The organism is Pantoea sp. App145 (assembly GCF_047947045.1).
Lineage (GTDB): Bacteria > Pseudomonadota > Gammaproteobacteria > Enterobacterales > Enterobacteriaceae > Pantoea.
Genome location: NZ_CP133290.1, coordinates 2571064 through 2583717, shown reverse-complemented (window position 1 = coordinate 2583717; position 12654 = coordinate 2571064). Strand labels below are relative to the sequence as shown.

Annotated in this window: 9 protein-coding genes; 8 read left to right on the top strand and 1 reads right to left on the bottom strand. The window is 52.6% G+C overall.

All coding sequences use genetic code 11. The features are described 5' to 3' along the window. Positions 1-100: 100 nt before the first annotated feature. The 8 genes from secE to rpoC all read left to right on the top strand — a co-directional run bounded on the left by secE (position 101) and on the right by rpoC (position 12251). On the top strand, positions 101-484 hold the full coding sequence (gene secE / locus RCF31_RS11790; RefSeq protein WP_208713618.1) for a preprotein translocase subunit SecE: 384 nt from the start codon (positions 101-103) through the stop codon (positions 482-484). Between the two features lies 1 nt (position 485). Further along, on the top strand, positions 486-1031 hold the full coding sequence (nusG, locus tag RCF31_RS11785) for a transcription termination/antitermination protein NusG (RefSeq protein ID WP_013507400.1): 546 nt from the start codon (positions 486-488) through the stop codon (positions 1029-1031). A 145-nt stretch (positions 1032-1176) separates the two neighbouring features. After that, a complete protein-coding gene (rplK, locus tag RCF31_RS11780) occupies positions 1177-1605 on the top strand; it encodes a 50S ribosomal protein L11 (protein WP_013507401.1) in 429 nt (142 codons plus the stop codon). Between the two features lie 3 nt (positions 1606-1608). Beyond that, the gene (gene rplA / locus RCF31_RS11775; protein WP_416410605.1) at positions 1609-2313 is read left to right on the top strand and encodes a 50S ribosomal protein L1; all 705 of its coding nucleotides are present in this window, start codon (positions 1609-1611) and stop codon (positions 2311-2313) included. 353 nt (positions 2314-2666) lie between these two features. Beyond that, a complete protein-coding gene (gene rplJ, locus RCF31_RS11770; RefSeq protein ID WP_084871753.1) occupies positions 2667-3164 on the top strand; it encodes a 50S ribosomal protein L10 in 498 nt (165 codons plus the stop codon). Positions 3165-3227: 63 nt separating this feature from the next. Then, positions 3228-3590, top strand: coding sequence for a 50S ribosomal protein L7/L12 (gene rplL, locus RCF31_RS11765; protein ID WP_299455316.1), 363 nt, complete (start codon positions 3228-3230; stop codon positions 3588-3590). A 327-nt stretch (positions 3591-3917) separates the two neighbouring features. Next, complete coding sequence (rpoB, locus tag RCF31_RS11760; RefSeq protein ID WP_416410602.1) at positions 3918-7946, top strand: DNA-directed RNA polymerase subunit beta; 4029 nt, start codon at positions 3918-3920, stop codon at positions 7944-7946. Between the two features lie 81 nt (positions 7947-8027). After that, complete coding sequence (gene rpoC / locus RCF31_RS11755; RefSeq protein WP_208713622.1) at positions 8028-12251, top strand: DNA-directed RNA polymerase subunit beta'; 4224 nt, start codon at positions 8028-8030, stop codon at positions 12249-12251. Positions 12252-12309: 58 nt separating this feature from the next. Here rpoC and RCF31_RS11750 read toward each other — a convergent pair whose 3' ends face one another. Continuing rightward, on the bottom strand, positions 12310-12498 hold the full coding sequence (locus tag RCF31_RS11750) for a DUF1127 domain-containing protein (protein ID WP_084871757.1): 189 nt from the start codon (positions 12496-12498) through the stop codon (positions 12310-12312). Between the last annotated feature and the right edge of the window lie 156 nt (positions 12499-12654).

The window sequence follows — 12654 nt, the reverse complement described above, 5'->3', positions numbered from 1 at the left end:
GCGGTGCAGGATACCGAGTTACGCTCTAAAAGCTCATTCGGTTTGGATGCCTCGCCATGCGGGGCACAACAGTTTCTGAATTATAGTGGCAGGTTGGTTTATGAGTGCGAATACCGAAGCTCAAGGGAGCGGACGCGGCCTGGAAACAGTAAAATGGCTGGCTGTTGCCGTATTACTGGTTGTCGCTATTGTTGGTAATTACTACTACCGCGATGTGACACTTCCGTTGCGTGCGCTGGCTGTAGTGGTTCTGATTGCAGTGGCAGGCGGCGTAGCGTTGCTGACCACGAAAGGCAAAGCGACAGTTGCGTTTGCGCGTGAAGCAAGAACCGAGATGCGTAAGGTCATTTGGCCGACTCGCCAGGAAACGCTGCACACCACGTTAATCGTTGCCGCGGTAACTGCCGTGATGTCACTGATTTTGTGGGGACTGGATGGTATCCTTGTCCGCCTTGTATCGTTTATCACTGGCCTGAGGTTCTGAGATGTCTGAAGCTCCAAAAAAACGCTGGTACGTCGTGCAGGCGTTTTCCGGTTTCGAAGGCCGCGTAGCCCAGTCGCTGCGTGAGCACATCAAATTGCACAATATGGAAGAGTTGTTTGGCGAAGTCATGGTGCCGACTGAAGAAGTCGTGGAAATCCGTGGTGGCCAGCGTCGCAAAAGCGAGCGTAAATTCTTCCCGGGTTACGTACTGGTTCAGATGGTTATGAACGATGCCAGCTGGCATCTGGTGCGTAGCGTACCGCGTGTTATGGGCTTCATTGGTGGTACATCAGACCGTCCGGCGCCGATCAGCGATAAAGAAGTGGATGCGATCATGAACCGCCTTCAACAGGTGGGTGATAAGCCGCGTCCAAAAACACTGTTCGAGCCAGGCGAGATGGTACGCGTCAACGACGGCCCATTTGCCGACTTCAACGGCGTGGTGGAAGAGGTGGATTACGAGAAAAGCCGCCTGAAAGTGTCTGTTTCCATCTTCGGTCGTGCTACACCTGTTGAGCTGGACTTCAGCCAGGTGGAAAAAGGCTAACACCTTATACATTTTTATAGTTGCAGCAGGCGCGGAATTTATCTACAATTTCGCGCCTTTTGTTTTTATGCGCTGGCGACAGCGTGTGAATTGTCATCACGGGGAGCCTGTTTTTCAGGCGCTATAACCCAATTGAGGAAATATCATGGCTAAGAAAGTACAAGCCTATGTCAAGCTGCAGGTTGCAGCTGGTATGGCTAACCCGAGCCCACCGGTTGGTCCAGCTCTGGGTCAGCAGGGCGTTAACATCATGGAATTCTGTAAAGCGTTTAACGCGAAGACCGAATCTCTGGAAAAAGGTCTGCCGACTCCTGTTGTTATCACCGTATACAGCGACCGTTCTTTCACCTTCGTTACCAAAACACCTCCGGCTGCCGTACTGCTGAAAAAAGCAGCGGGCATCAAGTCTGGTTCTGGTAAGCCGAACAAAGACAAAGTCGGTAAAGTAACCCGTGCTCAGGTACGTGAAATCGCAGAAACCAAAGCTGCGGACATGACTGGTGCTGACGTAGAAGCGATGACTCGCTCTATCGAAGGTACTGCTCGTTCCATGGGCCTGGTAGTGGAGGACTAAGAAATGGCTAAGCTGACCAAGCGCATGCGCGTGATCCGTGACAAAGTTGATGTGACCAAACAGTATGACATCAACGAAGCTGTTGCTCTGCTGAAAGAACTGGCTACTGCTAAGTTTGTAGAGAGTGTAGACGTTGCTGTTAACCTCGGCATCGATGCTCGTAAATCTGATCAGAACGTACGTGGTGCAACTGTACTGCCGCACGGTACTGGTCGTTCAGTACGCGTTGCCGTATTTACCCAGGGCGCAAACGCTGAAGCTGCTAAAGCAGCTGGCGCAGAGCTGGTAGGTATGGAAGATCTGGCTGACCAGATCAAAAAAGGCGAAATGAACTTTGACGTTGTTATTGCTTCTCCGGATGCAATGCGCGTTGTTGGCCAACTCGGCCAGGTTCTGGGCCCGCGTGGTCTGATGCCAAACCCGAAAGTGGGTACTGTAACCCCGAACGTTGCTGAAGCGGTTAAAAATGCTAAAGCGGGCCAGGTTCGTTATCGTAACGACAAAAACGGCATCATTCACACCACCATCGGTAAAGTGGACTTCGACGCTGACAAACTGAAAGAAAACCTGGAATCTCTGCTGGTTGCGCTGAAAAAAGCAAAACCTGCTCAGGCGAAAGGCGTGTACATCAAGAAAGTTAGCCTGTCCACCACCATGGGCGCTGGCGTTGCCATCGACCAGGCTGGTCTGAACGCAGTAGCAAACTAATTGCTGCTTGTAACGGGCGAAAAATTCATCTAGAATCTTACGCCCGTTGTTCTGGTTGATCATTCAATTCAGAACCCAGATTCATAGTGAATGGAGAGTAAAGGTTAACCCCTTTGTAATTCAGTCACTAAGGTTGGAGCCAGGCCTTATCCTGGCCTCCGTCCAAGACCGCAGGAGCGCAACATCTTCGGATGAAACGCTTAATCCCCTGCGTAGACGGTGACAGAACCAAAAAGAATTTTTTTCTTCACTGGATTCTGCTCACCGTGTAATAGCGCTTATTGCCTTCGGGTAAATAGGTGAAGTGAGTTCCAGGGAAATCCTTCCCTGGTCAAATCCAGGAGCAAAAGCTAATGGCATTAAATCTTCAAGACAAACAAGCGATTGTTGCTGAAGTCAGCGAAGTAGCCAAAGGCGCGCTGTCAGCGGTTGTTGCGGATTCCCGCGGCGTGACCGTTGATAAAATGACCGAACTGCGTAAAGCAGGTCGTGAAGCTGGCGTTTACATGCGTGTTGTTCGTAACACCCTGCTGCGCCGCGTCGTTGAAGGTACTCCTTTCGAGTGCCTGAAAGACACGTTTGTTGGTCCGACCCTGATTGCATACTCTATGGAACACCCGGGCGCTGCTGCTCGTCTGTTCAAAGAGTTCGCGAAAGCGAATGCAAAATTCGAGGTCAAAGCTGCAGCCTTTGAAGGTGAGCTGATCACGGCGGCCAATATTGACCGTCTGGCAACTCTGCCGACTTACGAAGAAGCACTGGCACGTCTGATGTCGACCATGAAAGAAGCCGCTGCTGGCAAACTGGTCCGCACTCTGGCTGCTGTTCGCGATGCAAAAGAAGCGGCTTAAGGCCAGCTCTTTTCCTTCGTACTTTAACGCATAAACTTATACTGATTCTTAGGAACAATTGTTATGTCTATCACTAAAGACCAAATTCTGGAAGCTGTTGCAGCTATGTCCGTAATGGAAGTAGTTGAGCTGGTTTCTGCTATGGAAGAAAAATTCGGCGTTTCTGCTGCTGCTGCTGTAGCTGTTGCTGCTGGCCCGGCTGAAGCTGTTGAAGAGAAAACTGAATTCGACGTTCACCTGAAAGCTGCTGGTGCGAACAAAGTTGCAGTAATCAAAGCTGTACGTACCGCAACTGGTCTGGGCCTGAAAGAAGCCAAAGATCTGGTTGAAGCTACTGGCGTGATCAAAGAAGGCATCAGCAAAGATGACGCTGCTGCTCTCGAAGCACTGCTGAAAGAAGCTGGCGCTGAAGTTGAAGTTAAGTAAGACAACCTTCGGGTTGCAGTCTGAGTAGTTTCAGGCTGATGGCTGGTGACTTTTTGGTCACCAGCCTTTTTGCGCTACAGAGCCGCAATGGGGTTTCGCATTGTTTGTCCATTGGTGCTCTTCAATATCTTTTTCTATCGACGACTTAATATACTGTTTTCCTGCGCGGGTTCCCTGCCCATGCTGAAGCAATGAAATGATTTAAGAGTGATAGAAAGATGTATTGCATGTGATGCTCCGCATCGCATGAGAAACAAAATAGTGTTGCATGAACTGTCCTTCAGGACGGACAGCGTGGGTCGACTTGTCAGCTAGCTGAGGAACCCTATGGTTTACTCCTATACCGAGAAAAAACGTATTCGTAAGGATTTTGGTAAACGTCCGCAAGTGCTGGACATACCTTATCTCCTTTCTATCCAGCTTGACTCGTTCCAGAAGTTTATCGAGCAAGATCCAGAAGGTCAGTACGGGCTGGAAGCAGCATTCCGTTCCGTATTCCCGATCGCGAGCTACAGCGGCAACTCCGAGTTGCAGTATGTCAGCTATCGTCTGGGTGAACCTGTCTTTGACGTAAAAGAATGTCAGATCCGTGGCGTGACGTTTTCTGCACCGCTGCGCGTCAAACTGCGTCTGGTGATCTACGAGCGCGAAGCGCCGGAAGGCACAGTCAAAGACATTAAAGAACAAGAAGTTTACATGGGCGAAATTCCGCTCATGACCGAAAACGGTACCTTTGTTATCAACGGTACTGAGCGTGTTATCGTTTCTCAGCTGCATCGTAGTCCTGGCGTTTTCTTTGACAGCGATAAGGGTAAAACGCACTCTTCCGGTAAAGTGCTGTATAACGCACGTATCATCCCTTACCGCGGTTCATGGCTCGACTTCGAGTTTGACCCGAAAGACAACCTGTTCGTCCGTATTGACCGTCGCCGTAAGCTGCCGGCCAGTATCATTCTGCGCGCGCTGCATTACACCACGGAGCAGATTCTTGATCTGTTCTTTGAGAAAGTGGTGTTCGAAATCCGCGACAACAAACTGCAGATGGAACTGGTGCCTGAGCGCCTGCGTGGTGAAACCGCCTCCTTCGATATCGAAGCCAACGGTACGGTCTACGTTGAGAAAGCTCGTCGTATCACTGCCCGCCACATCCGCCAGCTGGAAAAAGACAATATCCAGCACATCGAAGTACCGGTTGAATACATTGCCGGTAAAGTGGTGGCAAAAGACTACATCGACGAAAACACCGGTGAGCTGATTGTTGCAGCGAACATGGAACTGTCTCTGGATCTGCTGGCGAAACTGAGCCAGTCCGGTCATAAGCGCATTGAGACCCTGTTCACCAACGATCTGGATCACGGTCCGTATATTTCCGAAACGCTGCGTGTTGACCCAACCAACGATCGCCTGAGCGCGCTGGTTGAGATCTACCGCATGATGCGTCCTGGCGAGCCGCCGACGCGTGAAGCTGCGGAAAACCTGTTCGAGAACCTGTTCTTCTCTGAAGATCGTTACGATCTGTCTGCGGTTGGCCGCATGAAGTTCAACCGTTCTCTGCTGCGTGACGAGATCGAAGGTTCCGGTATCCTGAGCAAGTCCGACATCATTGAAGTGATGAAGAAGCTCATCGATATCCGTAACGGTAAAGGCGAAGTGGACGATATCGACCACCTCGGCAACCGTCGTATCCGTTCCGTCGGCGAAATGGCAGAAAACCAGTTCCGTGTTGGCCTGGTGCGTGTAGAGCGTGCGGTGAAAGAGCGTCTTTCCTTGGGCGATCTCGACACTCTGATGCCTCAGGATATGATCAACGCCAAGCCGATTTCTGCGGCAGTGAAAGAGTTCTTTGGTTCCAGCCAGCTGTCTCAGTTTATGGACCAGAACAACCCGCTGTCTGAAATCACGCATAAGCGTCGTATTTCTGCCCTCGGCCCAGGCGGTCTGACCCGTGAACGTGCTGGCTTCGAAGTACGTGACGTACACCCGACTCACTACGGTCGCGTATGTCCAATCGAAACGCCGGAAGGTCCGAACATCGGTCTGATCAACTCGCTGTCTGTGTACGCACAGACCAACGAGTATGGCTTCCTGGAAACGCCTTATCGTCGCGTGGTTGACGGTAAAGTGAGCGACGAAATCCATTACCTCTCTGCAATTGAAGAAGGTAACTTCGTTATCGCTCAGGCGAACACCAACCTGAACGACGACGGTTCATTCGTTGACGATCTGGTTACCTGTCGTAGCAAAGGCGAATCGAGCCTGTTCAGCCGCGACCAGGTTGACTATATGGACGTTTCGACCCAGCAGGTGGTTTCTGTTGGTGCGTCACTGATCCCGTTCCTGGAACACGATGACGCCAACCGTGCATTGATGGGTGCAAACATGCAACGTCAGGCGGTTCCGACTCTGCGTGCTGATAAGCCGCTGGTTGGTACCGGTATGGAACGTGCTGTTGCTGTTGACTCCGGTGTTACCGCCGTAGCCAAACGTGGCGGTACTATCCAGTACGTTGATGCATCACGTATCGTGATCAAGGTTAACGAAGATGAGATGTACCCGGGCGAAGCCGGCATCGACATCTACAACCTGACCAAATATACCCGTTCGAACCAGAACACCTGTATCAACCAGATGCCGTGTGTTTCTCTGGGCGAACCGATTGAGCGCGGCGACGTGCTGGCAGATGGCCCGTCTACCGACCTCGGTGAACTGGCGCTGGGCCAGAACATGCGCGTAGCGTTCATGCCGTGGAACGGTTACAACTTCGAAGACTCCATCCTTGTTTCTGAGCGTGTAGTACAGGAAGACCGTTTCACTACCATCCATATTCAGGAACTGGCTTGTGTGTCGCGTGACACCAAACTGGGGCCAGAAGAGATCACTGCTGACATCCCGAACGTGGGTGAAGCTGCGCTCTCTAAACTGGATGAATCCGGCATTGTTTACATCGGTGCTGAAGTGACCGGTGGTGACATTCTGGTTGGTAAAGTTACACCGAAAGGTGAAACCCAGCTGACGCCAGAAGAGAAACTGCTGCGTGCGATCTTCGGTGAAAAAGCCTCTGACGTGAAAGATTCGTCACTGCGCGTGCCGAACGGCGTTTCCGGTACTGTTATTGACGTGCAGGTCTTCACCCGCGATGGCGTGGAAAAAGACAAGCGCGCGCTGGAAATCGAAGAAATGCAGCTGAAGCAGGCGAAGAAAGACCTGTCTGAAGAACTGCAGATCCTCGAAGCTGGCCTGTTTGGTCGTATCCAGGCGGTACTGATCTCTGGTGGTGTTGAGGCTGAGAAGCTGGACAAGCTGCCGCGCGAGCGCTGGCTGGAGCTGGGCCTGACCGACGAAGAGAAACAGAACGCACTGGAGCAGCTGGCTGAGCAGTATGACGAGCTGAAGCACGAGTTTGAGAAGAAACTCGAAGCGAAGCGTCGCAAGATCACCCAGGGCGATGATCTGGCACCGGGCGTGCTGAAAATCGTTAAGGTGTATCTGGCGGTTAAACGTCAAATCCAGCCTGGTGACAAGATGGCAGGTCGTCACGGGAACAAAGGTGTTATCTCCAAGATCAACCCGATCGAAGATATGCCTTACGATGAGAACGGCACGCCGGTCGATATCGTTCTGAACCCGCTGGGCGTACCGTCACGTATGAACATCGGTCAGATCCTGGAAACCCACCTGGGTATGGCAGCGAAAGGTATTGGTGAGAAAATCAATGCCATGCTGAAGAAGCAGGAAGAAGTTGCCAAACTGCGTGAGTTTATCCAGCGTGCTTACGATCTGGGCACTGACGTGCGTCAGAAAGTTGACCTGAACACTTTCAGCGATGATGAAGTGCTGCGTCTGGCAGAGAACCTGAAAAAAGGTATGCCGATCGCAACACCAGTGTTTGATGGCGCGAAAGAAAGCGAAATCAAAGAGCTGCTGCAGCTCGGCGGTCTGCCTTCTTCCGGCCAGATTACCCTGTTTGACGGCCGTACCGGCGAGCAGTTCGAGCGTCAGGTTACCGTTGGCTACATGTACATGCTGAAACTGAACCACCTGGTTGATGACAAGATGCACGCCCGTTCCACCGGTTCTTACAGCCTGGTGACTCAACAGCCGCTGGGTGGTAAAGCACAGTTCGGTGGCCAGCGCTTCGGTGAGATGGAAGTGTGGGCACTGGAAGCATACGGTGCCGCTTATACCCTGCAGGAAATGCTGACCGTTAAGTCTGATGACGTGAACGGCCGTACGAAGATGTATAAAAACATCGTCGATGGCAACCATCAGATGGAACCGGGCATGCCGGAATCCTTCAACGTCCTGTTGAAAGAGATTCGCTCGCTGGGTATCAACATCGAGCTGGAAGACGAGTAAGCACTCGCATTTGTACTGGTTATGGGATGTTCGGCTGATGTCGAACATCCCTGAGAGTCTCACTCCGACGGGAGCTAATCCGTGAAAGACTTACTTAAGTTTCTGAAAGCGCAAACTAAAACCGAAGAGTTTGATGCGATCAAAATTGCTCTGGCTTCGCCAGACATGATCCGTTCCTGGTCTTTTGGTGAAGTGAAAAAGCCGGAAACCATTAACTACCGTACCTTCAAGCCGGAGCGTGACGGTCTTTTCTGTGCCCGTATTTTCGGACCAGTAAAAGATTACGAGTGCCTGTGCGGTAAGTACAAGCGCCTGAAACACCGTGGCGTGATTTGTGAGAAGTGTGGCGTTGAAGTCACACAGACCAAAGTGCGTCGTGAGCGTATGGGCCATATCGAACTGGCTTCTCCGACTGCCCACATTTGGTTCCTGAAATCACTGCCGTCCCGCATCGGTTTGCTGCTGGATATGCCGTTGCGTGACATCGAGCGCGTGCTGTACTTCGAATCCTATGTGGTTGTCGAAGGTGGCATGACCAACCTCGAAAAACGTCAGATCCTGACTGAAGAGCAGTACCTGGACGCGCTGGAAGAGTTCGGTGACGAATTCGACGCGAAGATGGGTGCGGAAGCAATTCAGGCTCTGTTGAAAAACATGGATCTGGAGCAGGAGTGCGAACAGCTGCGCGAAGAGCTGAACGAAACCAACTCCGAAACCAAGCGTAAGAAGCTGACCAAGCGTATCAAGCTGCTGGAAGCGTTCGTGCAGTCTGGCAACAAGCCGGAGTGGATGATCCTGACCGTGCTGCCGGTACTGCCGCCGGATCTGCGTCCGCTGGTTCCGCTGGATGGTGGTCGTTTCGCTACCTCGGATCTGAACGATCTGTATCGTCGCGTGATCAACCGTAACAACCGTCTGAAACGTCTGCTGGATCTGGCTGCGCCAGATATCATCGTACGTAACGAAAAACGTATGTTGCAGGAAGCGGTTGATGCATTGCTGGATAACGGCCGTCGTGGTCGCGCCATCACTGGCTCCAACAAGCGTCCGCTGAAATCACTGGCCGACATGATCAAAGGTAAGCAGGGTCGTTTCCGTCAGAACCTGCTGGGTAAACGTGTCGACTACTCTGGTCGTTCGGTTATCACCGTGGGTCCATACCTGCGTCTGCACCAGTGTGGTCTGCCGAAGAAAATGGCACTGGAACTGTTCAAACCGTTCATTTACGGCAAGCTGGAACTGCGTGGCCTCGCCACCACCATCAAAGCCGCGAAGAAAATGGTTGAGCGCGAAGAAGCCGTCGTTTGGGATATCCTGGACGAAGTTATTCGTGAACACCCGGTACTGCTGAACCGTGCGCCAACCCTGCACCGTCTGGGTATTCAGGCGTTTGAACCGGTTCTGATCGAAGGTAAAGCGATCCAGCTGCACCCGCTGGTTTGTGCGGCATATAACGCCGACTTCGATGGTGACCAGATGGCCGTTCACGTACCGCTGACGCTGGAAGCCCAGCTGGAAGCGCGTGCGCTGATGATGTCTACCAACAACATCCTGTCACCGGCGAACGGCGAGCCAATCATCGTTCCGTCTCAGGACGTTGTTCTGGGTCTGTACTACATGACCCGTGACAAAGTGAACGCCAAAGGCGAAGGCATGGTGCTGACTGGCCCGAAAGAAGCTGAGCGTGTTTACCGCGCTGGCCTGGCCGAGCTGCATGCCCGCGTAAAAGTGCGTATCACCGAGTTCAGCAAAAACGAACAGGATGAATTCGTTGCGAAAACCAGCCTGATCGACACCACCATTGGTCGTGCGATCCTGTGGATGATCGTGCCGAAAGGTCTGCCTTACTCCATCGTCAACCAGGCGCTGGGTAAAAAAGCTATCTCCAAAATGCTGAACACCTGTTACCGCATTCTGGGCCTGAAGCCGACCGTTATCTTTGCTGACCAGACCATGTACACCGGTTTTGCCTATGCAGCCCGTTCAGGTGCTTCTGTAGGTATCGACGACATGGTTATCCCGGCGAAGAAAGCTGAGATCATCGCAGAAGCGGAAGCTGAAGTTGCTGAGATTCAGGAACAGTTCCAGTCTGGTCTGGTAACCGCTGGCGAACGTTACAACAAAGTCATCGATATCTGGGCCGCAGCGAACGAACGCGTCTCCAAAGCGATGATGGACAACCTGCAGACCGAAACCGTGATCAACCGTCACGGCGAAGAAGAGAAGCAGGTTTCCTTTAACAGCATCTACATGATGGCCGACTCCGGTGCGCGTGGTTCTGCGGCACAGATTCGTCAGCTGGCAGGTATGCGTGGTCTGATGGCGAAGCCGGATGGCTCCATCATCGAAACGCCGATCACCGCGAACTTCCGTGAAGGTCTGAACGTACTCCAGTACTTCATTTCAACGCACGGTGCGCGTAAAGGTCTGGCGGATACCGCACTGAAAACCGCGAACTCCGGTTATCTGACCCGTCGTCTGGTTGACGTGGCGCAGGACCTGGTCGTGACCGAAGACGATTGTGGTACCTTCGAAGGTATCATGATGACGCCGGTTATCGAGGGTGGTGACGTTAAAGAGCCGCTGCGTGAGCGTGTACTGGGTCGTGTGACCGCAGAAGACGTGCTCAAGCCGGGCACCGCAGACATTCTGATCCCGCGTAACACCCTGCTTGATGAGCACTGGTGTGATGTGGTTGAACAGAACTCTGTTGACTCCATCAAAGTGCGTTCAGTCGTAAGCTGTGAAACCGACTTCGGTGTGTGTGCACACTGCTACGGTCGCGATCTGGCACGTGGTCACATCATCAACAAAGGTGAGGCCATCGGCGTTATCGCAGCACAGTCCATCGGTGAGCCGGGTACTCAGCTGACGATGCGTACGTTCCACATCGGTGGTGCGGCATCTCGTGCGGCTGCTGAATCCAGCATTCAGGTGAAGAACAAAGGTACTATCAAGCTGACCAACGCGAAAACCGTTACCAACTCCACTGGTAAGCTGGTCATCGTTTCGCGTAACGTTGAGCTGAAAATGATCGACGAGTTCGGTCGTACCAAAGAAAGCTATAAAGTACCTTACGGTGCTGTGATGGCGAAAGGTGATGGTGAGCAGGTCAACGCGGGCGAAACCGTGGCGAACTGGGATCCGCATACCATGCCGGTTATCACCGAAGTGAACGGTTTCATCCGCTTCACCGACATGATCGACGGCCAGACCATTACCCGTCAGACTGACGAGTTAACCGGTCTGTCTTCGCTGGTGATCCTGGACTCTGCTGAGCGTACTGCGGGTGGTAAAGATCTGCGTCCGGCACTGAAAATCGTTGATGCCAATGGCGACGACGTTCTGATCCCGGGCACCGACATGCCGGCTCAGTACTTCCTGCCGGGTAAAGCGATTGTTCAGCTGGAAGATGGCGTGAAGATCAGCGCGGGTGACACCCTGTCGCGTGTACCGCAGGAATCTGGCGGTACCAAGGACATCACCGGTGGTCTGCCACGCGTTGCGGATCTGTTCGAAGCGCGTCGTCCGAAAGAGCCAGCAATCCTGGCGGAGATCAGCGGTATCATCTCCTTCGGTAAAGAGACCAAAGGTAAGCGTCGTCTGGTAATTACCCCGGTTGATGGCAGCGATCCGTACGAAGAGATGATTCCGAAATGGCGTCAGCTCAACGTGTTTGAAGGTGAGCGCGTAGAACGTGGTGACGTGGTTTCGGACGGTCCGGAGTCTCCGCACGACATTCTGCGTCTGCGTGGCGTTCATGCTGTGACCCGTTACATCACTAACGAAGTGCAGGAAGTTTACCGTCTGCAAGGCGTTAAGATTAACGATAAGCACATTGAAGTCATCGTGCGTCAGATGCTGCGTAAAGCGACCATCGTCAGCGCAGGAAGCACCGACTTCCTGGAAGGTGAGCAGGCCGAAGTGTCTCGCATCAAGATCTCTAACCGTGATCTGGAAGCGAATGGCAAACTGGGCGCCACCTACATGCGTGACCTGCTGGGTATCACCAAAGCGTCTCTGGCAACCGAGTCGTTCATCTCTGCTGCATCGTTCCAGGAGACCACACGTGTCCTGACCGAAGCTGCGGTAGCGGGCAAACGCGACGAACTGCGTGGCCTGAAAGAGAACGTTATCGTGGGTCGTCTGATCCCGGCCGGTACCGGTTACGCATACCATCAGGATCGTATGCGTCGCCGTCAGGTAGGCGAAGTGCAGGTTGCACCGCAGGTTACTGCGGATGAAGCCTCTGCAAGCCTGGCTGAACTGCTGAACGCCGGTCTCGGCGGTAGCGACGACGAGTAATCACTCGATTCGCTAATAAAAAACCCTGCCTCGGCAGGGTTTTTTTTCGTCTGTATTCTCAGTTCCGGCGGTCTATGTCACCGCGCGTTAAGCCGATATCGCGCAGCTGCGTATCGCTCAGGTGCGACAGTATGCGTCGGGTTTCCCGGCGTAAACGCCAGGACTTCACCAGTTGCCGCAGTGCACGCAACATATCCAGCAACGTTATATTGAAGGGTCTTGCCGCACGGTTTTGATCGAATTCCATTATCCTGCCCTCGGTATGATGTCTGAGAAGCATTGTCCGGTTTTCGATCGTTTCAATACAGATTCAAAAAACACATTTATTCAACATACAGATTGCAATGTGATGGATCTGAATGGTAAAAATTAACCTCATCTGTACTGGTTTCTTCCAGCTGAA

Bases quoted from the DNA above. Each gene is read 5' to 3' on its own strand.
- rpoB (WP_416410602.1), top strand. From the start codon at position 3,918: ATGGTTTACTCCTATACCGAGAAAAAACGTATTCGTAAGGATTTTGGT.
- nusG (WP_013507400.1), top strand. From the start codon at position 486: ATGTCTGAAGCTCCAAAAAAACGCTGGTACGTCGTGCAGGCGTTTTCC.
- rplL (WP_299455316.1), top strand. From the start codon at position 3,228: ATGTCTATCACTAAAGACCAAATTCTGGAAGCTGTTGCAGCTATGTCC.
- rplJ (WP_084871753.1), top strand. From the start codon at position 2,667: ATGGCATTAAATCTTCAAGACAAACAAGCGATTGTTGCTGAAGTCAGC.
- RCF31_RS11750 (WP_084871757.1), bottom strand. From the start codon at position 12,498: ATGGAATTCGATCAAAACCGTGCGGCAAGACCCTTCAATATAACGTTG.
- rplA (WP_416410605.1), top strand. From the start codon at position 1,609: ATGGCTAAGCTGACCAAGCGCATGCGCGTGATCCGTGACAAAGTTGAT.
- secE (WP_208713618.1), top strand. From the start codon at position 101: ATGAGTGCGAATACCGAAGCTCAAGGGAGCGGACGCGGCCTGGAAACA.
- rplK (WP_013507401.1), top strand. From the start codon at position 1,177: ATGGCTAAGAAAGTACAAGCCTATGTCAAGCTGCAGGTTGCAGCTGGT.